General features: G+C 63.3%; 23 protein-coding genes and 1 tRNA gene. 13 read left to right on the top strand and 11 right to left on the bottom strand.

Annotated features, from left to right (window positions below; all coding sequences use genetic code 11):
* Positions 1-112: 112 nt before the first annotated feature.
* Both ASE82_RS06665 and ASE82_RS18850 read left to right on the top strand, forming a co-directional pair.
* Positions 113-1,384, top strand: a complete 1,272-nt coding sequence (locus ASE82_RS06665) for a Xaa-Pro dipeptidase (RefSeq protein WP_056060531.1) — start codon at positions 113-115, stop codon at positions 1,382-1,384.
* A 285-nt stretch (positions 1,385-1,669) separates the two neighbouring features.
* Entirely contained in the window at positions 1,670-3,079 is a 1,410-nt protein-coding gene (locus ASE82_RS18850) for a hypothetical protein (RefSeq protein ID WP_082441352.1), read from the top strand.
* 464 nt (positions 3,080-3,543) lie between these two features.
* Here the strand turns inward: ASE82_RS18850 and rplL are convergent, their stop codons facing one another.
* The 7 genes from rplL to ASE82_RS06625 form a co-directional block, all read right to left on the bottom strand.
* Entirely contained in the window at positions 3,544-3,918 is a 375-nt protein-coding gene (rplL, locus tag ASE82_RS06655) for a 50S ribosomal protein L7/L12 (protein WP_056047577.1), read from the bottom strand.
* Positions 3,919-3,982: 64 nt separating this feature from the next.
* Complete coding sequence (gene rplJ / locus ASE82_RS06650; RefSeq protein ID WP_055879768.1) at positions 3,983-4,498, bottom strand: 50S ribosomal protein L10; 516 nt, start codon at positions 4,496-4,498, stop codon at positions 3,983-3,985.
* A 277-nt stretch (positions 4,499-4,775) separates the two neighbouring features.
* Complete coding sequence (locus tag ASE82_RS19350) at positions 4,776-5,132, bottom strand: GFA family protein (RefSeq protein ID WP_156348801.1); 357 nt, start codon at positions 5,130-5,132, stop codon at positions 4,776-4,778.
* Between the two features lie 329 nt (positions 5,133-5,461).
* Entirely contained in the window at positions 5,462-6,154 is a 693-nt protein-coding gene (gene rplA / locus ASE82_RS06640) for a 50S ribosomal protein L1 (RefSeq protein ID WP_056060525.1), read from the bottom strand.
* A 4-nt stretch (positions 6,155-6,158) separates the two neighbouring features.
* Positions 6,159-6,590, bottom strand: a complete 432-nt coding sequence (gene rplK, locus ASE82_RS06635; protein WP_056047586.1) for a 50S ribosomal protein L11 — start codon at positions 6,588-6,590, stop codon at positions 6,159-6,161.
* A gap of 171 nt (positions 6,591-6,761) precedes the next feature.
* Positions 6,762-7,046: a hypothetical protein gene (locus ASE82_RS06630; RefSeq protein WP_056060523.1), complete on the bottom strand. Its 285-nt coding sequence runs from the start codon at positions 7,044-7,046 to the stop codon at positions 6,762-6,764.
* Complete coding sequence (locus ASE82_RS06625; protein WP_056060518.1) at positions 7,036-8,277, bottom strand: EAL domain-containing protein; 1,242 nt, start codon at positions 8,275-8,277, stop codon at positions 7,036-7,038. The genes ASE82_RS06630 and ASE82_RS06625 overlap by 11 nt, the downstream gene beginning before the upstream one ends.
* A 561-nt stretch (positions 8,278-8,838) precedes the next feature.
* On the opposite strand from ASE82_RS06625, the gene ASE82_RS06620 reads away from it, so the two are divergent.
* The 3 genes from ASE82_RS06620 to ASE82_RS06610 are packed head-to-tail and all read left to right on the top strand — an operon-like array spanning position 8,839 to position 11,367.
* Positions 8,839-9,603 carry a hypothetical protein gene (locus tag ASE82_RS06620; protein ID WP_235524606.1) on the top strand — a complete coding sequence of 255 codons (765 nt, stop codon included), beginning with the start codon at positions 8,839-8,841 and terminating at the stop codon, positions 9,601-9,603.
* A gap of 1 nt (position 9,604) precedes the next feature.
* Positions 9,605-10,762 carry a M48 family metallopeptidase gene (locus ASE82_RS06615; protein ID WP_056060516.1) on the top strand — a complete coding sequence of 386 codons (1,158 nt, stop codon included), beginning with the start codon at positions 9,605-9,607 and terminating at the stop codon, positions 10,760-10,762.
* An 11-nt stretch (positions 10,763-10,773) separates the two neighbouring features.
* Complete coding sequence (locus ASE82_RS06610; RefSeq protein ID WP_056060513.1) at positions 10,774-11,367, top strand: hypothetical protein; 594 nt, start codon at positions 10,774-10,776, stop codon at positions 11,365-11,367.
* A 293-nt stretch (positions 11,368-11,660) separates the two neighbouring features.
* Here ASE82_RS06610 and nusG read toward each other — a convergent pair whose 3' ends face one another.
* The 3 genes from nusG to ASE82_RS06595 all read right to left on the bottom strand — a co-directional run bounded on the left by nusG (position 11,661) and on the right by ASE82_RS06595 (position 13,023).
* The gene (gene nusG / locus ASE82_RS06605; protein WP_055872668.1) at positions 11,661-12,197 is read right to left on the bottom strand and encodes a transcription termination/antitermination protein NusG; all 537 of its coding nucleotides are present in this window, start codon (positions 12,195-12,197) and stop codon (positions 11,661-11,663) included.
* A gap of 13 nt (positions 12,198-12,210) precedes the next feature.
* Entirely contained in the window at positions 12,211-12,408 is a 198-nt protein-coding gene (secE, locus tag ASE82_RS06600) for a preprotein translocase subunit SecE (protein WP_056047594.1), read from the bottom strand.
* A 538-nt stretch (positions 12,409-12,946) separates the two neighbouring features.
* Positions 12,947-13,023, bottom strand: a tRNA-Trp gene (locus ASE82_RS06595).
* Positions 13,024-13,180: 157 nt separating this feature from the next.
* Between ASE82_RS06595 and ASE82_RS06590 the strand changes: the two genes are divergently transcribed.
* The 6 genes from ASE82_RS06590 to ASE82_RS19345 all read left to right on the top strand — a co-directional run bounded on the left by ASE82_RS06590 (position 13,181) and on the right by ASE82_RS19345 (position 19,688).
* Positions 13,181-14,194, top strand: a complete 1,014-nt coding sequence (locus ASE82_RS06590; RefSeq protein ID WP_235524605.1) for an alpha/beta fold hydrolase — start codon at positions 13,181-13,183, stop codon at positions 14,192-14,194.
* Positions 14,195-14,609: 415 nt separating this feature from the next.
* Entirely contained in the window at positions 14,610-14,981 is a 372-nt protein-coding gene (gene rpsL / locus ASE82_RS06585; protein ID WP_010164594.1) for a 30S ribosomal protein S12, read from the top strand.
* 134 nt (positions 14,982-15,115) lie between these two features.
* A complete protein-coding gene (rpsG, locus tag ASE82_RS06580; RefSeq protein WP_031393769.1) occupies positions 15,116-15,586 on the top strand; it encodes a 30S ribosomal protein S7 in 471 nt (156 codons plus the stop codon).
* A 145-nt stretch (positions 15,587-15,731) separates the two neighbouring features.
* Positions 15,732-17,828 carry an elongation factor G gene (gene fusA / locus ASE82_RS06575; protein ID WP_056047600.1) on the top strand — a complete coding sequence of 699 codons (2,097 nt, stop codon included), beginning with the start codon at positions 15,732-15,734 and terminating at the stop codon, positions 17,826-17,828.
* A 213-nt stretch (positions 17,829-18,041) separates the two neighbouring features.
* Positions 18,042-19,235, top strand: a complete 1,194-nt coding sequence (gene tuf / locus ASE82_RS06570; RefSeq protein WP_031393767.1) for an elongation factor Tu — start codon at positions 18,042-18,044, stop codon at positions 19,233-19,235.
* A gap of 162 nt (positions 19,236-19,397) precedes the next feature.
* Entirely contained in the window at positions 19,398-19,688 is a 291-nt protein-coding gene (locus ASE82_RS19345; protein WP_156348800.1) for a hypothetical protein, read from the top strand.
* A 279-nt stretch (positions 19,689-19,967) separates the two neighbouring features.
* Here ASE82_RS19345 and ASE82_RS06565 read toward each other — a convergent pair whose 3' ends face one another.
* Positions 19,968-20,342 carry an endonuclease domain-containing protein gene (locus ASE82_RS06565; protein WP_056060511.1) on the bottom strand — a complete coding sequence of 125 codons (375 nt, stop codon included), beginning with the start codon at positions 20,340-20,342 and terminating at the stop codon, positions 19,968-19,970.
* A 300-nt stretch (positions 20,343-20,642) separates the two neighbouring features.
* Here ASE82_RS06565 and rpsJ point away from each other — a divergent pair, with 300 nt between their 5' ends.
* Both rpsJ and rplC read left to right on the top strand, forming a co-directional pair.
* Positions 20,643-20,951 (top strand): 30S ribosomal protein S10, encoded by a 309-nt coding sequence (gene rpsJ, locus ASE82_RS06560; protein ID WP_007406109.1) that lies wholly within the window; start codon positions 20,643-20,645, stop codon positions 20,949-20,951.
* 288 nt (positions 20,952-21,239) lie between these two features.
* Complete coding sequence (rplC, locus tag ASE82_RS06555; RefSeq protein WP_056060507.1) at positions 21,240-21,986, top strand: 50S ribosomal protein L3; 747 nt, start codon at positions 21,240-21,242, stop codon at positions 21,984-21,986.
* Position 21,987 lies beyond the last annotated feature (1 nt).

Below are 21,987 nucleotides of genomic sequence, written 5' to 3'. Positions count from 1 at the left end.
TCGGAAGCATCACAGATGGCCTGTACCGGTGTCGATAATAGGGCAAGACGCGGCACTTGCTCGATCGCCCGCGGTACCGCACACAGCGCGCAACACGGGGAAGGGGACCTACATGATCGCGCGCATTCTCATCGCGACGCTACTCGCGACGACCGCCGCCAATGCCGACGCGAAGACGGTCGTCGTCACCGCAGCGCACATGATCGACGTCCTTGCCGGCAAGCGAGTCGACAACCCGCAGGTGACGATCGTCGATGGCCGCATCACCGCAGTGGGCCGCAAGGGCGACGCGGTGCCCGCCGGTGCCGAACGCGTCGATCTGGGGGAGCGCACGTTGCTTCCGGGCCTAATCGACATGCACGTCCATCTGACCAGCGATCCGACGCTCAGCGGCTATCGTCAGCTCGAATTCACCGACAATTTCTGGACCGTCGTCGGCGTGGCGAATGCGCGGAAGACGCTCGATGCGGGCTTCACCACCGTCCGCAACGTCGGCTCGGCCAATTATGACGACGTCGCGCTGAAGCAGGGGATCGAGCGCGGCTATGTTCCCGGCCCACGCATCGTCCCCGCCACCTACGCGCTCGGCGCGACCGGCGGCCACTGCGACGCGACCGAGTTCCCGCCCTCTATCCAAGTCCCGCACCCGCAGATCGCCAACACGCCCGACGAGTTCCGCGGCGCGGTGCGGACGATCCGCAAATACGGCGCAGAGGTGGTCAAGGTCTGCATGACCGGCGGCGTCCTCTCGAAGACCGACGCCGTCGGCGCGCAACAGATCAGCCTCCCCGAGATCAAGGCGATCGTCGAGGAAGCGCATATGCTTGGGTTGAAGGTCGCGGTCCACGCGCACGGTGCGGAAGGGATCAACGACGCCCTGCGCGCAGGCGTCGACACGATCGAACACGCCAGCCTCGCCGATGCCGAATCGTTCAAGTTGGCCAAGGCGAGCGGGGCGTGGTTCGACATGGATATCTACGACGACGACTATATCCTCGCCGAAGGTGCCAAGAACGGCGTCTTCCCCGAAAGCCTGGAGAAGGAACGCCAGGTCGGCCTCAAGCAGCGCCAGACCTTCCGCGCGGCGCACGCCGCCGGGGTGAAGATGCTGTTCGGCACCGACGGGGGCGTCTACCCCAACGGCAACAACGCGCTCCAGTTCGCCAAGATGGTCGAATGGGGAATGACGCCGATGGAGGCGATCCAGGCTGCCACTTCCAGCGCGGCGATCGCGTTGGCCAGAACTGCAGACGTCGGTGCGATCCAGCCCGGCCGTTTCGGCGATCTCGTTGCAGTCGACGGCGATCCGCTCGCCGACGTCCGCCAGTTGGAACACCCCGTCTTCGTGATGAAGGGCGGCGCAGTAGTCGTCGCACCCAAGTAAGCCAGCCTACTGATCCTCCCCCGCAAGGGGGGGGTGGCTGGCACTTGCCAGGCGGAGGGGGAGGTAAGGGAAGCGCCCTGCTCCGTGTCCGCTCTTTCCGATACCTGCGGCGACGCCCGCCACTGGCAAGGGAGGAGTGTAGTCAACCGACGCCCGGCCGCTCATACGCCACCAACGTTTCACCGCTACCCAGAAGCAGCTCGTCGCATCACGGGTTGCCGTCGGGTCACGTTCAGCCTCCCCCGCCCACAACGCCGCGACGACCGCGCGCAGGGGATTTCGACGATGACGACCGACCGCGGGGCGCTGGCCGCCCTGCTCGCCACCATGACCGTCCTGGCCGCCACCGCGACCCCGTCGGCCGCGCAAACCGAGCCGGCCGCACCCGTGCGTGGCCTGGAGCGCCTGCAGACTCCCGGCACGCAGGCGAACCCCGACGCCACCGCCATCCCAGTGCCCGCCGCGCCGACGATCGTCCTGCCGAACACCACGCCCGCCCCCCGTCGTACTCCCCGCTCGAGCGCTGCGGCAAAGCCCGCCACGGATCGCGCGACCACGAAACGCGAAGGGGTGGATCGCCCGACGACCGAAGCGCCGGCGCGCGAACGGTCAGCCACCCATGCGGCACCGGAACCCACGACCCGACAGCGCGCGTCAGCGGCAGAACCAACGCTTGCAACGACATCGACCGAACCGTCACCCGTTGCAGCCCAGACGCCGGAGCCTGCTCCCCAGTCTCCTCCAGCCCAGGCCCCGGCCACCGAAGTGGCGCCGCAGCCCACCGCGTCTGTGCCGGCAACGACGCCAGCCCCAACCCCAACCCCGGAATCCACCCTCTCGACGCCGGAAAAGGACAGCGCGATGCCACTATGGCTTTCGCTGACGGCGATTGTCGTGGTGCTCGGCGCGCTGTGGGCGCTCCGCCGCAAGCCGCGCAGTCACCGGTACGAGAGCGTCGAACCCGAAGCCTATGTCGAGCCGACTCCGCCGCCCGTTGCCGCGAAGCCGGTCGTTGCCCAGCCTATTGTTCCCCAGCCAGTCGCCCCCAGGCCGGTCGTCTCCGAACCGGCCGAAACCCCGGCGGCCGTCACCCCTGCCACAGCATCTGCGGTCGCACCCGTGGCTGCCGTGCCAATGGCCGCGCCCAAATTTCTCGAGCCTAGGGGCAAGGCGCCGCCCACGCCGCCAGTCGCCGCGCGTGCCCGGCTGACCTGCGAACTGCGCCCGCTGCGCGCCGGTCTCAATCTGCTGAGCGCAACCGTCGAGTGCGAACTCGTCGTGACCAACACGGGCACCGCATCGGCCGAAGCGATCCGCACCGGCGTCGCGTTGCTTACCGCGCACGCCGATCAGGATCAGGACCTTGCGCAGTTCAACGCGGCGCCCGTTATGCGGCCCGTCGCCCCGCCGTTCGCGCTGGCGCCGGGCGAAACGCGGACGATCCGTACCGTAACGGCGATCGCGCGAGAGGCGATCCGGACAATGACCGCCGCCAACCGGCCGATGTTCGTCCCCGTCGTCGCGACCAATATCCTGTACGTGACGGCTGGCGACGAGGCGCAGACGGCGCGCGCATGGGTGGTCGGCATCGAGCGCGTGGACTCAGCGAAGCTGGCGCCGTTCTGGCTCGATGCGCCTGCACGGATGTACACGACGGTTGCCGCGCGGCCGCATGCGGTGACGTTCGATCGGTAGGTGAGGGGCTCGCGCGGCGTGCTGACCTTCGACACCCGGTCATGTCCTTGCTTCGAGCGGTAACACCCGGGCGTACACGTAAAGCTTGTTTCCCCGCGAAGGCGGGGACCCAGACTGGCCTCCCGCCTTCGCGGGAGAACAATGCCGCGGTTGCGGCAGAGGCTGGACAGCGCAGCTATGCCGCAGAAGGCTGACTGCTTTGGTCCGACGCCCATCACTACGCGCGCGACTGGTTGCGGAACCTTGGATGCGCATCGGAACCGGCGTGAAGCGAGCCCTGCTGGAATGAACAACGCGATATTCCCGCACAACAAAAAAGGGCGACCCCATCGCTGGGGCCGCCCTTTTTCTTAGCTGCGGCCAGCAGGGGCAAAGCCCCTGCTTCGTCGGTCGGCATAGATGCCGCCGGCCGGCCTTGCGGGGAGTGCGCTTCAGCGTGGCTGAAGCGTCTCTCCCGCTGCGGCTTACTTGACCTCGACGGTCGCGCCAGCTGCTTCGAGCTGAGCCTTGATCTTGGCGGCTTCGTCCTTCGACACGCCTTCCTTGACGGCCTTGGGAGCCGACTCGACCAGCGTCTTGGCTTCGGTCAGGCCGAGCGCGGTGATCGCACGGACTTCCTTGATGACGTTGATCTTCTTGCCACCGTCGCCGGTCAGGATGACGTCGAATTCGGTCTGCTCTTCTGCTGCAGGAGCAGCTGCGCCGCCGCCTGCTGCCGGTGCTGCGACCGCTGCTGCGGCCGAAACGCCCCACTTCTCTTCGAGCAGCTTCGAAAGCTCAGCTGCTTCGAGAACGGTCAGTTCGCTCAGGCTCTCAACGAGCGCGTTCAGGTCTGCCATGATAAATCTCCATCTCGGGGCTCGTGCCCCATCAGTTCAAAAAGGTAACGAAAGGCCTGCAAGATCAGGCGGCTTCCTTCTCCGCGTAGGCGGAAAGCACGCGCGCGAGCTGCGCTGCCGGAGCCTGCGTGATCGTTGCCAGCTTCGTGGCAGGTGCCACGATGAGGCCAACGATCTTGGCACGCAGTTCGTCCAGCGAGGGCAGCGTTGCGAGCGCCTTCACACCGTCGACGTCGAGGGTCGTCGCGCCCATCGCCCCACCCACGATTTCGAACTTGTCGTTCGTCTTCGCGAATTCCACGACCACCTTGGCGGCCGCGACGGGATCGATGGAGCTGGCCAGACCGACCGGACCCGTGAGCATGTCGCCCAGCGAGCTGTAGTCGGTGCCGTCCATTGCGATCTTGGCAAGCTTGTTCTTCGAGACCTTGTAGGTCGCGCCGGCGTCGCGCATCTTGTTCCGCAGCACAGTGGACTGTGCGACGGTCAGGCCGAGGTTGCGCGTGACAACGACGACGCCGACCTCGGAAAAGGTGCGGTTCAGCTCGGCTACGGCCGCGGTCTTTTGATCACGATCCATGCCATTCTCCACGTTTTCGGATTCACCGCTTGCGCAGTGGACCCGGTTACTAACCGGAGGCGCAGACAAACCCGCGCTTCCGGGGTGTCTCGTCGATGGGGCATGGGAGAGGGGCGGCGCGCAGATGGGCCGACAAAATCTCATTCCCCGTCTAGGTGGGAGATTAAGCACCGGCAAACCCCGTGCACCCACTGTCTCGGACGGAGTTCGACGAGCAAGCCCGCCGAACGAAGTCGCGCCTTAGCGGAATTGGCGGGGGAGTCAATTGCGGAGAGGGTCAGGCGTCGAGGTATAGCCCGGTATCCGCGCCATCGAGCCGGCGTATGCGGGCCGCCGCCAGGATGTCGGGCGGCATCAGACGGGCGTTGATGCCGATCCGGTCGATCGCGGGGTCGACCTTCGTCCAGTGCGTCACGCATCCGCATTCGCTGCACCGGTGGAAGCGCAATGTCTTGGCACTCCAACTGTAGACGTCGATCGGAACGGATGCCGCGACGCGCACGTCACTTGCCCGGTAATAAGCCCAGAGGACTCCGTAGCTGCGACAGATCGAGCAGTTGCAGTCGGCTACCCATTCAGGCGGTAGGTCGATGGCCAGCGTTACCGCGCCACAGTGGCAGGAGGCTCCGATCATGCGTCATGACGTGGACCATAATGGCGCGCGGTTCACGCGTTTTCCCACGACCCCGTCATCCTGACGAAAGTCAGGATCCAGAGCCAGAGGGGCGACGTTTGTAACCCTGGATCCTGACTTTCGTCAGGATGACGGAGTGGGGTAGGGGCGATCTTAGCCGAGCGACCGGTACGGCCACACGCAAAAAGGGCCGGGATCGCTCCCAGCCCTTTTCTGTCTCTAAGCGGCAGGACGGGAGTAAATCCCGTCCTCGTCGGTCGCGGTTGCCCGCGCCGGCCGGCCTGTCGCCGTCTCGGGATTAGCTCGCGCTAATCCCGTGCGGCTTGGGCTTACGCGCCGGCAACCTCGGTCGTGTCGACCTTGATGCCCGCACCCATGGTCGACGAGATCGCGACCTTCTGGACGTACTTGCCCTTGGCGCCGGTCGGCTTGGCCTTGACCACCGCGTCGACCAGTGCGTCGAAGTTCGCGCGCAGGTCTTCCGCCGGGAACGACGCCTTGCCGATGCCCGAATGGATGATGCCGGCCTTCTCGACGCGGTATTCGATCTGGCCGCCCTTGGCTGCCTGAACGGCGGCCGTGACGTTCATCGTCACCGTGCCGAGCTTCGGGTTCGGCATCAGGCCCTTGGGACCCAGAACCTTACCGAGGCGACCGACGATGCCCATCATGTCCGGGGTCGCGATGCAGCGATCGAAATCGATCGTACCACCCTGGATGATTTCCATCAGGTCCTCGGCGCCGACCACGTCTGCGCCTGCTGCGAGGGCTTCTTCAGCCTTCGCGCCGCGGGCGAACACGCCGACGCGGACGGTCTTGCCGGTGCCCTTGGGCAGCGTCACCACGCCGCGGACCATCTGGTCTGCGTGACGCGGATCGACGCCCAGGTTCAGCGCGACTTCGATCGTCTCGTCGAACTTCGACGTGGCGCCCGACCGTGCGAGACCGATGGCCTCGTCGATGCCGTGCAGCTTGACGAGGTCGACCGTGACGGCCTTCTGCTTCTTGCTCAGCTTAGCCATGATATCAGCCCTCCACCACTTCGAGGCCCATTGCGCGGGCGCTGCCTTCGATGATCTTCGTCGCAGCGTCGATATCGTTGGCGTTGAGGTCCTTCATCTTCGTCGTGGCGATCTCGCTCAGCTGGCTGCGCTTGATCGTGCCGGCGACGACCTTGCCCGGCTCCTTCGAACCCGACTTGAGACCAGCGGCCTCCTTGATCAGGTACGAGGCAGGCGGGGTCTTGGTCTCGAACGAGAACGAGCGATCCGCATAGACCGTGATGACGGTCGGGATCGGCATGCCCTTCTTCAGTTCGCTCGTGCCGGCGTTGAACGCCTTGCAGAACTCCATGATGTTCACGCCGCGCTGACCCAGCGCAGGCCCGATCGGCGGCGCGGGCTTTGCCTCGCCTGCAGGCACCTGCAGCTTGATGTATCCGGTAATCTTTTTAGCCATGTCACTCTCTTTATGTGAGCCTAGCGGTGATGGCGGCCGTCTCGCAACAGCCTCCCGCAAATTCCATCAATGAAGGTGGAAGCCGGCGCGCATAGCCGAAAACGCGGGGCGCGGCAACCGGCGTTCGCGTCGTCGCGCGGAGGCCGAGGAGGCTGCGCGATCGACCGCGGTTTATTCGAAGACGTCGACTGGCCAGGCGATCTGCTTGGCTGCGGCGTAACAGGCCGACCGCGTGGCGTATCCATCGGAATAGCTGATCAGCCCGCCAGCCTCGTGAAACAACAACCAGGCCCAGGCACCTGCCAGCACGAGGGGTGGCGAAAGGTCGAGCCCCTCGACCTCACGGAGTTCGAGCCGCATCGAGGGCCGCTCACCTTCGACCGGGTTCGTGGCGACGGGCTCGGCCTCGTCGAGCGTCCGGCCTATAAAGCGGCCGAACCTGTTGTCAGGCACCATGATGGGGTACGATCGATTCAATCGGCACGGGTTTCCCCCAGTAAAAGCCTTGCCCGCAGTCGGCACCGAGCGATTTCGCCAGGACGAGGTCGTCGGCGGTCTCGATGCCCTCGATGACCGTTCCGATCGACCGGCTTCGGCAATAATCGATGATTTCCTTCAGCAGCGACGGCGGGAACTCGCCCTTCCGGCACTTCTGGAAGATCTTCCGGTCGATCTTGACCTCGGACACCGGCAAGTCGGAAATGCGATCGAAGTTGGTCGCGCCCTTGCCGAAATCGTCGAGCGAGATGGGTATCCCCATCGTGCCAAGCTCGCGCATGTTTTCCAGCAGGCGACCGTCGAGTCCTGAATAACTGATCTCGGTGAGTTCGATCCCGAGCATGCCGGGGGCGACGTTGTGGCGTCGCAGCAGGATCGGCATCGCGGCGAGGAAATCCGGATGCGCGAGCACGGCGGCGCTGCAGTTCACCGCGATAGGCACTGGCCTGCCCTCGGCTTCCAGCGCCGCGAGCAGTCGTGCAGCCGCTTCCACCGCAAGCGACGTCGCGGCGACCTCCAGCGAGAGGATCGTCGACGGTGCGAAGATGTGCTCGGGGTTGAGCGACGGTCGATTGCGCAACCGCGTGAGTGTTTCGTAGCCGGCGATGCTGTCGTCGTGCAGGCTGCGCTTCTCATGAAATTCATGCGTGAGATTGGGCAGCAACCGGCCCTGCTGGATTAGCCACGACAGGAAATGACGGTCGCCGGTGTCGCCGTCATGCGGTTGCCGGGCGATATGGGCCAGGCGGTCGACAATGTCCTGCGCGCTATAGGGCGCGTCGAGCCAGTCGACGTGATCGATCCCGGACTGTTCCGCCAGGGCAATCGCATCCCGGAAATGCACGCTGGGCCGCAACAGCGTCAGTGTCCCGGAAAACTGTTCTTTGTCCAACAAGGCGATGAACGCGTGACGATTGCCGATCGAGGCATCGGGGTTGATCACGACGAGGTCTGGTTGAAACGCCAGCCCGGCGCGTTCTTCGCTGGCCAACCCGATCCACGCGGTTTTGTGGCCCATCTCTTCGAGTTCACGACGAACACCGTTGGCGGCTGCATTCTCAAGGTCGAGAAACAAGATACGATGACCGGCTTCGTTTGAATCCGGGGACGGGCGAGCCGTCGCAATCCCTGAACGCAAGTGATCGCCATGCTCGAGCGATTTCTTTAAGGCCGTGGTCGTCAGGGGCATCAGTCATTTCCTGTAGGCGGATCGCTGAATACGGTCGCATGCGTGTCGAGCTGGTCATGGGGTACATAGAGTTTACCGATAACGCCGGACGTCATATTCGTTTGGCGTATTGGTAACTACGCAACGTCTTGTACGCGGATGTCCTACAAATGTTAGCGCAATATAACTAGTTATGGTTAACCAAACGTAAAATAAATGCGGTATCGTTTCGGGTGTAGGAGGTATTCAGGTCAACCCGATGATAATGAACAAATCTATGCCAGTTCGACCAACAGTTATTGCGCCTCGCGAGTGAAATATATTTTGATTCGCCGAATGATATTGCGGCGCAAGTAAAGGTATCGATCCGGTACTCTTCTTCGATGCGACATATTTGGCTGGCCGCGGACATTTTTATCCGCCCGAGTAAACAGGTCGAGCCGGCCATGATGCACAGAGCAAGAGTTCGGCCCTTGGAGGTCGGAAAGCACTCGTTTTGAACCAAATAATTCTCGGACGATGGGCTGCTCCGGCTCTAATATGCCCTGAATCGGATGGGGGCATCCGGGAACAGGGGTGGGTATGATCATTTTGTGCCGGGCGACGCTGGTCGCGCTGATGCTTGCGGTTTCGGCGATCGCGCCGGCGTATGCGCAGGAGAAGACTGGGCTGAAGCCTGGTTTCGTCCTTGCGCCCGGTACCGCGCGGATCGTGTTGATGCGGCCTTCAATCCGGGTCGGCGCGCAGTCGACCGGCGGCATGTACGAGCCGAATGCCGACTGGACGGATCAGGCGAAGGAGAACATCGCCAGCGCGCTTGCGAAGGCGCAGACCGGGCTCGGTAACAGCGTCGTCGGGTATGTCGATCCGGTCGGTGCGGGTTCGGCCAAGGTCGCGGAGTATCAGGAACTGTTCGGCGCGGTCGCATCGTCGGTGATCGAGTATCAGTTCTTCAAGGGCAACCGCTTGCCGACCAAGAAGCGCAAGGACCAGTTCGAATGGGGGCTCGGCCCCGATGTTCGAACGCTCCCCGGGCTGGAGACGGCCGACTACGCGCTGTTCATCACGACGGAGGATCATTTCGGTTCGACCGGGCGGAAGGTGCTGCAGGTCTTCGCGGCGATGGCGCGCGTCGGCGTCACCGCGGGCGTGCACAAGGGATTTGCCGGGCTGGTCGACTTGCGTACCGGCGAACTGGTCTGGCTGAACGCCGATATGCAGATGGGCGGCGACGTCCGTGACGTGGAGGGCGCGGACAAGCGCGTGCGGCAATTGCTGGAGGGCTTCCCGGGGAAACCGGTGGAGGCTCCGATCGCCGCCGCGCCCGCCATCGCTTCGGCGCACTGACATGCGGATCCCTGTGGTCGGCCTTCTGCTCGCGACCGCGATCGGTACGTCTGCGCTCGCCGCCGACAAGCGCCCGCCGCTACCGACTTACACGCAGGCCTATACCCCGACGACGGTCGACGAGCGCGGGATCTGGATGGAAGCGGACGAGCGCGAGAGGGTGCAGCGCGACTCCCGGTCGCTGGTCAAGGATCCGGCGCTCAACGCGTATGTCCGCGGCGTGCTTTGCCGGACCGTCGGCGAGGACCGGTGTCGATCGGTCCGGCTCTATATCGACGAAGTGCCGGCGTTCAACGCATACATGACGCCCAACGGCGCGATGGTCGTCTGGACCGGACTGTTGCTTCGTGTCCGGAGCGAAGCCGAGCTGGGGGCGATCCTCGGCCACGAGTTCGGCCATTTCGAGCTCCGGCATTCGCTCAAGGACTTCAAGAGCCACCGCACCGGCACCGACGTCATGGCGTGGGCGTCGATCCTCATCTGCAACAGCGCCAACATCCAATACTCCGTAATGGGCCAGATGTACGCCTTTAGCCGCGACCAGGAACGCGAGGCCGACATGACCGGCTTCCAGTATCTCGCACGTTCGCAATACCCGTCTTCGGCCGCCGCCGACGTCTGGGAGCACGTCATGGGCGAGGCCGATGCGACCGCGATCGGTCGCAGGGGCAGGGCGCAACACAAATACGTTGCGGGGGTGTTCGCCACCCATCCGACCGATCTCGCGCGTGCAACGTATCTGCGCGCCGCGTCGATCGAGGCGCATGACGTCAAGCCCGCGGTCGTCGACACGCATCAGGCCGCGATGGCGAAGTGGCTGCCGATCTTCCTCAACGACCAGATCAAGCTCAACGACTTCGGCGGCAGCGAGTATCTGCTCGCCAATCTGGCGGACGGTACCGGCTGGACGACGCCGCTGCTGTGCGCCCGCGGCGACCTGTACCGCGAGCGCGGCAATCCGCGCGATCTCGTCAGTGCCGCGCAATTCTACCAGGAGGCGATCGGCAAGGGCGACGCGCCGCCCGAGGCGTATCGCGGCCTCGGGCTGGCGTTGCTGCGCAGCCAGCAGGTTGTCGAAGGCCAGGCCGCGCTCGCGACGTATCTCCGCCTCAAGCCGGCCGCGACCGACGCCGCGCTCATCGCCACGCTGATCTCGTAAGGAGGACGACCATGTCCAAGAAACTCGCCCTGCTCGCCGCGGTCGCAACGCTCGCGTGCGCAGCCCCCGTCGCGGCGGGCAACAAGCTCATCCCCGCCGGGCAGCGTATCGCCGTCGCCAAGTCGGCGATGACGGTGCAGCCGGGGGCGGAGTGGAACAAGCTGTCCGAGCGCCCCGGTCGCAACGCCGAAACCTGGACGCAGGACGGCGACGAACTGAATGATCTGAGCTTCTATGGCGGCATCGAGTCCGGCAGGCCGCTGTTCCGCGAGGTCGACAAGAAGAACAGGCCGTTGCCGAAGGTCTCGGCGACGATGCTGATCACCGACATCCCGGTGCTGCTCGAAAACAGCTACCGCATCGCGCGCGACGCATCGTCGATGGCGATCGACACGATCGCGCCGATCCAGTTCGCCGGCAACAAGGGCGTGCGCTTCACCTACACCTTCTCGAAGCAGAACGAGACGTTGCAGCGGCGTGGCGAAGCACGCGGTGCGGTGGTTGGCGGGAAGCTATATCTGGTGACGTACGAGGCGCCGAGCTTGTATTACTACGACCGCAGCGCGGCGGCGGCTCGGGTGGTGGCGGATAGCGTTCGGCTTTGAGGCGCTTGGATTTGGCTGGGCATCGCCTTGCCGAAGTGCGCTCCTCGGAGCGGGGCGGTCGCCTTACTCCGTCATCCTGACGAAAGTCAGGATCCAGAGCCAAGCAGATCAGCGCTCCGTAACTCTGGATCCTGACTTTCGTCAGGATGACGGAGCGGGATGCTAGAAGCGGTTTGCGTTCTCAAAGGCGCGACGCGGGAGTAAATCCCGCGTCGTCGGCCGGGCCGTTGGCCCGCCGGCCGGGCTGGCGCCGTCTCGCAATTAGCCTTGGGCTAATCGCGTGCGGCTTGGCCTTACTTGCTGCGCTCGACCTGCTCGAACTCGAGCTCCACAGGCGTCGCACGCCCGAAGATCGACACCGAAACCTTGACGCGGCTGCGGTCGAAGTCGAGCTCTTCCACCAGCCCGTTGAAGGTCGCGAACGGACCGTCGAGGACCTTGACCTGGTCGCCGATCTCGTAGTCGACCTTGACCTTCTGCTTGGGCGCAGCGGCAGCTTCTTCCTTGCTGTTGAGCATCCGCGTGGCTTCCGCCTCGCTGATCGCCTGCGGCTTGCCCATGCTGCCGAGGAAGCCGGTGACCTTCGGCGTGTTCTTCACCAGGTGATACACGTCGTCGTTCATGTTCAACTTGGCGAGCACATAGCCCGGCATGAACTTGCGCTCGACCGCGATCTTCTTGCCGCGACGGGCTTCCGTCGTAGTTTCGGTCGGGACTTCGATCTGCTCGACGAGCTGTTCGAGACCCATCCGGGTCGCCTCGGCCATGATCGAGTCGCGGACCTTGCCCTCGAAGCCCGAATAGGCGTGAATGATGTACCAGCGCGCCATGACGGAACCTTGCTTACTGAGCGAGTTTGAGGAGGGCGGAGACGATCGCTTGCAGGATCGAGTCGACGCCCAGGAAGAACAGCGCGAGGATCGTCGTCATGATCACCACCATCACGCCGGTCATGACCGTCTCGCGACGCGTCGGCCACGTGACCTTCGCGGTCTCGTTGCGGACCTGCTGGATGAATTCGAGGGGGGACGTCTTCGCCACGATGTTCTTCGAACCCGCTGATTGAGAAACTGAGATGCGAGACATAGACCCACTAGCCGCTCCCTGTGAAGGGCCGCGGCGACAGGTCCGTTCTCGCTGTCGGAAGCGCGGCAGATAGCTGCCGTGACAGGTGAAAGCAAGTGCGCGGCAGGAGAGGGGCGGGCGTCGTATCGAAAGCCGCACGGCGGTGGCCGGCAGAAGTGGCGGGGGAGAGCGCTTGGGTCACTCGATCCCCCGCACGATCGTCTTGCCGGTGCCGGTTTGACCGGCGGCTCCGCTCCCACGGTTTCTATTTATCGTTCGGCTTGACGACGGCACTGACGGTGTACGCGCGATCGAGACCAAAAAAAAGGCCGGTACAAGACCGGCCGTGAAAGTTTTTAGGAGAGGATGCCTGAAAGGCCTGATCGTTGTGCATCGCAGCACATCATAGATCAATTGCGAAAATTGCATTATGAAATGCAGTTTCTGCAATCGCGATGGACACGCAAAAGCGGCGGGGCAACCGCCGCGATTTTTGCAGGGAATTAAAAGGGGGTGGCAGGAGTGCTCGGATTCGAACCGAGGGCCTTCGGTTTTGGAGACCGACGCTCTAACCAACTGAGCTACACTCCTACACGGACGCGCCCCTTACCCAGCGTTTTCGCGAAGGGCAAGCGTCTCGCATGCAATTCGTTCGGGAACCATGATCGCGGCGATCACGCGTTGGACGATCCGTTATTTGCTCGTTAACCGTGAAGCCGTCTCGTTGGATGCAGGAAAGCGTAATCGTATGAAGGCCGGATTGATGATGCTGGCGCTGCCGGTTGCGGCGTTGCTCATGGGGGCGGGGCCGGTTCCGCAGGTGCCGGACCTGGGGCCGCAGCTCGAACGCTTCACCTATCCGTGGCCGGTCCAGACGATGGAAGTCGATATCGTCGGGACGCCTGCGCAGATGGCCTTTATGGATATCGCGCCGCAGCGCCCCAATGGTCGCACGGTCGTCCTGCTCCACGGCAAGAACTTTTGCGGTGCGACCTGGGGCAGCACCGCGCGGGCGCTGAGCGAGGTCGGCTACCGCGTGATCGTTCCCGATCAGATCGGCTTCTGCAAATCGTCCAAGCCACGCAATGCGCAGTATAGCTTCGAGATGCTGGCGACCTTCACCAAGCGGCTGCTCGAATCGCGCGGCATTACGCGGGCAACGATCGTCGGGCATTCGATGGGCGGCATGCTCGCGATGCGGTACGCCATTCTCTACCCGGCGTCGGTCGACAAGCTGGTGCTCGTCAATCCGCTCGGCCTGAAGGATCGCGGCGAGGAGGGCGTGCCCTATACCGACGTCGACACGCTGTGGGCGAACGAGAAGAAGACGAGCTACGCGTCGATCAAGGCGTATCAGCTCGAGAACTATTATCACGGTGTGTGGAAGCCGTCCTATGATCGTTGGGTCTGGATGCAGGCGGGCATGTACCAAGGGGCAGGGCGCGGCACCGTGGCGCTCGCGCAGGCCAAGACGAGCGAGATGATCAAGACGCAATCGGTCGCGCACGAGCTGTACCGGATCACGCCTTCGACCACCTTGATCATCGGCACGCTGGACAAGACCGCGTTTGGCCGCGCGCAGGCGCCGGCGAACTTGCGCAAGTTCCTAGAGCCGGTGCCGATGGTCGCGCCGCGGGCGGTGAAGCAGATGCCGAATGCCAACCTGGTGATGCTGGATGGGCTGGGTCACTCGCCGCAGGTCGAGGATCCTGCGCGATTCGAGAAGACGCTGCTGGCGGTCCTCGGGACGCGATCGCGGTAGGGCAGGTGGCACGATCCTCCCCCGCCAGGGGGAGGTGGCTGGCGCTAGCCAGTCGGAGGGGGAGGGGGCGACAACGCTGGTTACGTGTTCCTCCCCCTCCGACACCTTCGGTGCCACCTCCCCCTGGCGGGGGAGGATTAGAAGGGGTGGTCGGCGGACCCGCGTGAGCAATTGTCTCCGCCTACGAACTCAATAACCTACCCGCACCCAAACCGATTCCGCCCCGTTGACCGCGACCGCGTCCTGACCTATAGGCGCGGCCTGTTCTTCGGGAGTGTTTCCCGCCGGGCATGCTTGAACATTGCTGGATGCATTCCAGGACCTGAGGGGCGCTTCCGCGTTCCTATGGTCCTTTTTGTATTCTCAGGCGCCTCATGGCTCCAGCAAAGTAACCACTTGAAAGGTGAAGGCTTCAATGCCGACGATCAACCAGCTGGTCCGCAAGGGCCGCGATCCGCAGAAGGCCAAGTCGAAGGTCCCTGCGATGGAAGCAAATCCGCAGAAGCGTGGCGTTTGCACGCGCGTCTACACGACGACCCCGAAGAAGCCGAACTCGGCTCTGCGCAAGGTGGCCAAGGTTCGCCTGACCAACCAGCGCGAAGTCATCAGCTACATCCCGGGCGAGGGCCACAATCTTCAGGAGCATTCGGTTGTCCTGATCCGTGGCGGTCGTGTCCGCGATCTTCCCGGTGTTCGCTATCACGTCCTGCGCGGCGTGCTCGATACACAGGGTGTGAAGGACCGGCGTCAGTCGCGTTCCAAGTACGGCGCCAAGCGTCCGAAGTGATCATGCCGGGGGCATGATCATCCCGGAAAGATCGCTCCAGGCGATCTTATCCGGGATCCACGCCTCGGAAGTTACGAAGCTTAGTAAGCCCCGGACGTGTTCCGGAACCGGCTGAAGTCTACAAGGAAATTGAAATGGCACGTCGTCGTCGTCCCGAAAAGCGGGTCATCCTGCCTGATCCCAAGTTCGGGGATGAGGTTCTGTCGAAGTTCATGAACAGCGTCATGCTGGACGGCAAGAAGTCCGTCGCAGAGCTGATCGTGTACGGTGCATTCGAAACCGTCGAGAGCCGCGCCAAGCGCGATCCGATCGGCGTTTTCCACGATGCGCTGAACAACGTGAAGCCGGGCATCGAAGTCCGTTCGCGCCGCGTCGGTGGTGCTACGTACCAGGTGCCGGTCGAGGTTCGTCCCGAGCGTGCACAGGCGCTGGCGATTCGCTGGCTGATCGGTGCGGCGCGTTCGCGCAGCGAGAACACGATGGCCGCACGGCTGTCGGGTGAGCTGATGGATGCCGCCAACAACCGTGGCAACGCAGTCAAGAAGCGTGAAGATACGCACCGGATGGCGGAAGCCAACCGTGCATTCTCGCACTACCGCTGGTAACAGGGCTTCCTGCCGCTGGTAACAGCGGGCTTTGAAGCCTAGCATTGCTATCCGTGTGACGGGCGGTCTTTCGCCTGTCATGCAAACACCTATATATTGGGGAGCCGGCACGTTCGGCTCCCCATATCCTTAAGGAAGCACGATCATGGCCCGCAGCCATCCGCTCGACCGTTACCGCAACATCGGCATCATGGCGCACATCGACGCCGGTAAGACGACGACGACCGAGCGCATCCTCTATTACACCGGCAAGTCCTACAAGATCGGCGAAGTGCATGAAGGCACCGCGACGATGGATTGGATGGAGCAGGAGCAGGAGCGCGGGATCACGATCACGTCGGCTGCGACCACCTGCAAGTGGCGCGCCGAAGAAGGTAAGGGCGAAGAGCACCTTATCAACATCATCGATACGCCCGGCCACGTCGACTTCACGATCGAAGTCGAGCGTTCGCTCCGCGTGCTCGATGGCGCGGTCGCATGCTTCGACGGCGTTGCCGGCGTCGAGCCGCAGTCCGAGACCGTGTGGCGTCAGGCCGACAAGTACGGCGTGCCGCGCATGTGCTTCGTCAACAAGCTCGACCGCACCGGTGCCGATTTCTACTTCTGCGTGAACTCGATCATCGATCGTCTCGGCGCACGTCCGGCCGTGCTGTATCTTCCGATCGGCATGGAAGGCGGCTTCAAGGGCCTCGTCGACCTCGTCGAGAACCGTGCGATCATCTGGCTCGAAGAGAGCCTGGGTGCGAAGTTCGAATATGCCGAGATCCCTGAGGATCTGGTCGAGAAGGCCGCGAAGTATCGCAGCGAGCTGATCGAGATGGCCGTCGAGCAGGACGATGCCCTCATGGAGGCGTATCTCGAAGGTAACGAGCCGAGCGTCGCCGACCTCAAGAAGCTGATCCGCAAGGGTACGCTGAGCATGGCGTTCGTCCCGGTCGTTTGCGGTTCGGCGTTCAAGAACAAGGGCGTTCAGCCCCTGCTCGACGCCGTCGTCGACTATCTGCCTTCGCCGCTCGACGTTCCCGCGATCCAGGGTCTGAAGCTCGACGGCGTGACGCCGGACGAGCGTCCTTCGTCGGACGACGTTCCGTTCTCGGCACTGGCGTTCAAGATCATGAACGATCCGTTCGTCGGCACGCTGACCTTCGCCCGCATTTACTCGGGCAAGCTGGAGACCGCATCGCAAGTCACCAACTCGGTCAAGGACAAGAAGGAAAAGGTCGGCCGCATGCTGCTTATGCATGCGAACAGCCGTGAGGACATCCAGGAGGCTTTCGCTGGCGACATCGTCGCTCTCGCGGGTCTCAAGGATACCACGACCGGTGACACGCTCTGCGCGATGAACGCACCGATCATTCTCGAGCGGATGGAATTCCCCGAGCCCGTGATCGAGCTTTCGGTGGAGCCGAAGACCAAGGCCGACCAGGAGAAGATGGGCGTCGCGCTCAATCGTCTCGCACGCGAGGATCCTTCGTTCCGTGTGTCGTCGGACCCCGAGTCGGGCCAGACCATCATCAAGGGCATGGGCGAACTCCATCTCGAGATCCTGGTCGATCGCATGAAGCGTGAGTTCAAGGTCGAGGCGAACGTCGGCGCTCCTCAGGTCGCATATCGCGAGTATCTGAAGAAGCCGGTCGACGTCGACTACACGCACAAGAAGCAGTCAGGTGGTACCGGTCAGTTCGGTCGCGTGAAGGTCAAGGTCACGCCGGGCGAGCGCGGTTCGGGCATCACGTTCAAGGACGAGATCAAGGGCGGCAACATTCCGAAGGAATATCTGCCGGCGATCGAGAAGGGCTTCCGCGAAACCGCTGCGTCGGGTTCGCTGGTCGGCTTCCCGATCATCGATTTCGAGATCGTGCTGTATGACGGCGCGTATCACGACGTCGACTCGTCGGCACTGGCGTTCGAAATCTGTGCACGTGGCGCGATGCGGGAAGTCGCTCAGAAGTCGGGCATCACGCTGCTCGAGCCGGTCATGAAGGTCGAGGTCGTCACCCCGGAGGATTACCTGGGCGACGTCATCGGCGACATGAACAGCCGTCGTGGCCAGATCCAGGGCACCGACAGCCGCGGCAACGCGCAGACGGTCGAGGCGATGGTCCCGCTGGCCAACATGTTCGGCTACGTGAACTCGCTCCGCTCGTTCACGCAGGGTCGCGCGCAGTACTCGATGCAGTTCTCGCACTATGACGAAGTGCCGCAGAACGTTGCTGACGAGGTGAAGGCTAAGCTGGCGTAAGCCCGAGGCGCACCGAGCCAGGTTTTCCTGGCTCGGAGACGCCGAAAGGCCGGCCGGCTTCGGTCAGCGACCGAAGTTCGACGACGCGGAATTTACTTCCGCGTCGGCCTCTCCCCAAGCAGGGGCTGGCGCAACGCTTTAACAGCCGCTATTGGGCCGCGTTCGCGCGGTTCCCGGGGTGGCACCGGAATACGAATCAGAAGGTAGGAAACAATGGCCAAGGCAAAATTTGAGCGGAACAAGCCGCATCTCAACATCGGCACCATCGGTCACGTCGATCATGGCAAGACGTCGCTCACCGCTGCGATCACGAAGGTTCTAGCAGAGACGACCGGCGGTACCGCCGTCGACTTCGCCAACATCGACAAGGCTCCCGAGGAGCGCGAGCGCGGCATCACGATCTCGACCGCACACGTCGAGTACGAGACGGCCAACCGTCACTACGCGCACGTCGATTGCCCGGGCCACGCCGATTATGTGAAGAACATGATCACCGGCGCAGCTCAGATGGACGGCGCGATCCTCGTCGTTTCGGCGACCGATGGTCCGATGCCACAGACCCGTGAGCACATCCTGCTCGCACGCCAGGTCGGCGTGCCCGCAATGGTCGTGTTCATGAACAAGGTCGATCTGGTCGACGACGAGGAAATCCTCGAGCTGGTCGAGATGGAAATCCGCGAGCTGCTCAGCTCGTACGACTTCCCGGGCGACGACATCCCCGTCATCAAGGGTTCGGCTACCTGCGCCCTGTCGGGTTCGAACCAGAAGCTCGGCGCCGACGCCGTCACCGAGCTGATGCAGGCCGTCGACGACTACATCCCGCAGCCAGAGCGTCCGCTCGACAAGCCGTTCATGATGCCGATCGAGGACGTTTTCTCGATCTCGGGTCGTGGTACGGTCGTCACCGGCCGCGTCGAGACCGGCATCGTCAAGGTTGGCGAGGAAGTCGAGATCGTCGGCATCCACCCGACCGTCCGCAAGACCACGGTCACGGGCGTCGAGATGTTCCGCAAGCTGCTCGACCAGGGCCAGGCTGGCGATAACGTCGGCGCGCTGATCCGCGGCGTTGCACGTGACGAAGTCGAGCGTGGCCAGGTGCTCTGCAAGCCAGGCACGATCAAGCCGCACACCGATTTCAACTCGGAAGTGTACGTGCTGTCGAAGGAAGAGGGTGGCCGTCACACGCCGTTCTTCGCCAACTACCGCCCGCAGTTCTACTTCCGTACGACGGACGTGACCGGCACCGTCGAGCTGCCTGAGGGCACCGAGATGGTCATGCCAGGCGACAACGTGTCGCTCGGCATCAAGCTGATCGCACCGATCGCCATGGACGTGGGCCAGCGCTTCACGATCCGCGAAGGCGGCCGTACCGTCGGTGCAGGCGTCGTGAGCCAGATCGACAAGTAAGCATCTGCTCCTTCGGGAGTTGATCGAAGAGCCCGGCTTCTCGCGAGAGAGGCCGGGCTTTTTCGTGTTTTTTTGGGGGGCGACCGGGTTGCTGAGGCGCTATCGCGCACCTTTTGGGCGAACTGACTTGCCCGACTCCGCTTGTGGTGCGCATAGAACAGTATGATAATTCAGCGGCCAAGACGTCAAACGTTGCTGGTATGGATCACTGGCTACCTATGGATTGTTCCGGCGGTCATTACTCTTAGCCGTGTGCTGAATTGGCAATATGATGCCGATATCGGCTGGTGGGTCGTCATGGCTTTTACGGCGCCGATCATTATGCTTACCGAGCCTTTCGGTTCAGCTGTACCGTTTCCTGTATATACTACCGCTTATCTCGTCGTTCTGTTTGCAATGACTCTCTTGGTTGTCCGTAACTGGGATTCTAGCGGCTCTTCGGCGGGAAACTGATTTTGAGTGGGGTGGGAGCTATGCGGCTCTTATGCGCCGATTGATGATGAACACGTTCAGACTGCGAAAATGGATTGATCACGCCGTCGGTGGGTAAATCGCCGATGTCGTGTTGCCTCCCCGTCTGTCACGCTTCGCGTGCCACCTCCCCCCGGCGAGGGAGGATCTCATGCTCGCGCTTGGGGCGTCAGCTAGTGTCGCTCCGCGATCACCCCGGCGCAGCCAATCCTCCCCCGCAAGGGGGAGGTGGCGCCGAAGGCGTCGGAGGGGAGGGGGCGATTAGCTCTCGATGATGGTTCGGCGTTGGAGCGCGACGGACGTGATCTGGCGGATGACGTCGTCGAGGTTGACTAGCATTTCGCGGGTTGGGTATCGGAGGACTTGGATGTTTTGGGCTGTTAGCCATGCCTCTCGCGCTGCGTCTCGTTCAGGGCGTTTGCCGTGGTTGTGGGCTTCGCCGTCGACTTCGATCGCGAGTCGGGCTGGGGCGCAGTAGAAGTCCAGGACGTAAAGGCCCGCGGCGTGTTGTCTGCGGAAGCGTAGGCCTTCCTCATTGGCACGTAGCGCTAGCCAGAGGGCTATCTCCGGCGGGGTCATCTGTTTTCGCAAGCGCTTGGCGTTGTCGCGGCCGGGTATGGATCCTTCGAGCTTCATCGCTTGCCTCCCCCTCCGTCACGCTTCGCGTGCCACCTCCCCCTGGCGGGGGAGGATCGAGTAGTGGGGCAATCTTAGCGGGAGAGCGTCAACATCTTCAATCCTCCCCCGCAAGGGGGAGGTGGCGCCGAAGGTGACGGAGGGGGAGGGCGGGGCGCGCTTCGATGTCGCCCGCTTCCCGGAAAATCCGCTCCCCCTAGTTGCGTTTTCGCCGACTCTCCCGTAATGGCCCGCCTTCGGTTTAAACATCAACCAGCAAGAGCCCGGAAACGGGCCCGCTCTTTCGCATCGGTAGGGACTATGGACAGCAATATCCGCATTCGTCTGAAGGCGTTCGATCACCGTGTGCTCGATCAGGCCACTGGCGACATCGCCGACACCGCACGCCGCACCGGCGCGCTCATCCGCGGTCCGATTCCCCTTCCGACGCGCATCGAAAAGTTCACCGTGAACCGCGGCCCGCACATCGACAAGAAGTCGCGCGAGCAGTTCGAGGTGCGCACGTACAAGCGTATGCTGGATATCGTCCAGCCGACGCCGCAGACGGTCGATGCGCTGATGAAGCTGGACCTCGCCGCTGGCGTTGACGTCGAGATCAAGCTCGCCTAAGGGCTGGCGCGGCGCGGTTGACCGGTAACGGTCCCGCGCCGTTCGACATTGGGATACCGCCGTCGGTGAAAACCGACGGGGCAGCGTCCCCCGTCACGCTTCCGCATCTGCAGGAGCACCAGCCCGGGACGGGGGCACGTTTCGTATTTACCGGGTTGAACCGACTCCATTCAGGGCTTTTGCCGGGGATGGGGTCAGGTGGACGCATCATGGAGCACGCTCCGGACATGGTCCGCAAGCCCCCGAGGAATAGTCCGACGGGGCCTCTGTCTAGGAAGGGACAAGATCATGCGTACTGGCGTGATCGCGAAGAAGATGGGGATGACCCGCCTGTTCCAGGAAGATGGTCGGCACGTGCCGGTCACCGTTCTGGCACTCGAAGGCAATCAGGTCGTTTCCGTTCGCGAAATGGATCGTGACGGCTACACTGCCGTCCAGCTTGGTGCAGGTGTCGCCAAGTCGAAGAATGTCGCAAAGCCGCAGCGCGGCCATTTCGGCAAGGCCGAAGTGGAGCCCAAGGCTGTCGTCCATGAGTTCCGCGTGAACGCAGACGGCCTGCTCGACGTCGGCGCCGAGATCTCGGCCGACCATTACGTCGCAGGCCAGATCGTCGATATCCAGGGCAAGACCCAGGGTAAGGGCTTCCAGGGCGGCATGAAGCGTTGGGGCTTCGGCGGTCTGCGGGCAACCCACGGCGTGTCGGTCTCGCACCGTTCGCTCGGTTCGACCGGTCAGCGCCAGGATCCGGGCAAGGTCTTCAAGAACAAGAAGATGGCCGGCCACATGGGCGACAAGTATCGCACCCAGCAGAACCTCGAGATCGTATCGACCGACGTCGAGCGTGGTCTCCTTTTCGTCAAGGGTTCGGTTCCTGGCTCCAAGGGCGGCTGGCTCTTCGTCAAGGACTCGGTGAAGGTCGCGCGCCACGCCGACGCACCGTTCCCCGCCGGTCTCAAGACCGCAAACAGCAACACCGCAGCAGACACGCCGGCCGAAACGACCGACGCACCTGCAGCCGACGGCCAGGAGGGCTGAG

Source organism: Sphingomonas sp. Leaf230, assembly GCF_001421745.1.
Lineage (GTDB): Bacteria > Pseudomonadota > Alphaproteobacteria > Sphingomonadales > Sphingomonadaceae > Sphingomonas.
The sequence above is the reverse complement of the archived record's forward strand: the minus strand, read 5'-3'. Positions and strand labels throughout refer to the sequence as shown.

Excerpts from the sequence above, each read along its gene's own strand:
- ASE82_RS06665 (WP_056060531.1), top strand. The coding sequence starts at position 113 with ATGATCGCGCGCATTCTCATCGCGACGCTACTCGCGACGACCGCCGCC.
- ASE82_RS18850 (WP_082441352.1), top strand. The coding sequence starts at position 1,670 with ATGACGACCGACCGCGGGGCGCTGGCCGCCCTGCTCGCCACCATGACC.
- rplL (WP_056047577.1), bottom strand. The coding sequence starts at position 3,918 with ATGGCAGACCTGAACGCGCTCGTTGAGAGCCTGAGCGAACTGACCGTT.
- rplJ (WP_055879768.1), bottom strand. The coding sequence starts at position 4,498 with ATGGATCGTGATCAAAAGACCGCGGCCGTAGCCGAGCTGAACCGCACC.
- ASE82_RS19350 (WP_156348801.1), bottom strand. The coding sequence starts at position 5,132 with ATGATCGGAGCCTCCTGCCACTGTGGCGCGGTAACGCTGGCCATCGAC.
- rplA (WP_056060525.1), bottom strand. The coding sequence starts at position 6,154 with ATGGCTAAGCTGAGCAAGAAGCAGAAGGCCGTCACGGTCGACCTCGTC.
- rplK (WP_056047586.1), bottom strand. The coding sequence starts at position 6,590 with ATGGCTAAAAAGATTACCGGATACATCAAGCTGCAGGTGCCTGCAGGC.
- ASE82_RS06630 (WP_056060523.1), bottom strand. The coding sequence starts at position 7,046 with ATGGTGCCTGACAACAGGTTCGGCCGCTTTATAGGCCGGACGCTCGAC.
- ASE82_RS06625 (WP_056060518.1), bottom strand. The coding sequence starts at position 8,277 with ATGCCCCTGACGACCACGGCCTTAAAGAAATCGCTCGAGCATGGCGAT.
- ASE82_RS06620 (WP_235524606.1), top strand. The coding sequence starts at position 8,839 with ATGATCATTTTGTGCCGGGCGACGCTGGTCGCGCTGATGCTTGCGGTT.
- ASE82_RS06615 (WP_056060516.1), top strand. The coding sequence starts at position 9,605 with ATGCGGATCCCTGTGGTCGGCCTTCTGCTCGCGACCGCGATCGGTACG.
- ASE82_RS06610 (WP_056060513.1), top strand. The coding sequence starts at position 10,774 with ATGTCCAAGAAACTCGCCCTGCTCGCCGCGGTCGCAACGCTCGCGTGC.
- nusG (WP_055872668.1), bottom strand. The coding sequence starts at position 12,197 with ATGGCGCGCTGGTACATCATTCACGCCTATTCGGGCTTCGAGGGCAAG.
- ASE82_RS06590 (WP_235524605.1), top strand. The coding sequence starts at position 13,181 with ATGAAGGCCGGATTGATGATGCTGGCGCTGCCGGTTGCGGCGTTGCTC.
- rpsL (WP_010164594.1), top strand. The coding sequence starts at position 14,610 with ATGCCGACGATCAACCAGCTGGTCCGCAAGGGCCGCGATCCGCAGAAG.
- rpsG (WP_031393769.1), top strand. The coding sequence starts at position 15,116 with ATGGCACGTCGTCGTCGTCCCGAAAAGCGGGTCATCCTGCCTGATCCC.
- fusA (WP_056047600.1), top strand. The coding sequence starts at position 15,732 with ATGGCCCGCAGCCATCCGCTCGACCGTTACCGCAACATCGGCATCATG.
- tuf (WP_031393767.1), top strand. The coding sequence starts at position 18,042 with ATGGCCAAGGCAAAATTTGAGCGGAACAAGCCGCATCTCAACATCGGC.
- ASE82_RS19345 (WP_156348800.1), top strand. The coding sequence starts at position 19,398 with ATGATAATTCAGCGGCCAAGACGTCAAACGTTGCTGGTATGGATCACT.
- ASE82_RS06565 (WP_056060511.1), bottom strand. The coding sequence starts at position 20,342 with ATGAAGCTCGAAGGATCCATACCCGGCCGCGACAACGCCAAGCGCTTG.
- rpsJ (WP_007406109.1), top strand. The coding sequence starts at position 20,643 with ATGGACAGCAATATCCGCATTCGTCTGAAGGCGTTCGATCACCGTGTG.
- rplC (WP_056060507.1), top strand. The coding sequence starts at position 21,240 with ATGCGTACTGGCGTGATCGCGAAGAAGATGGGGATGACCCGCCTGTTC.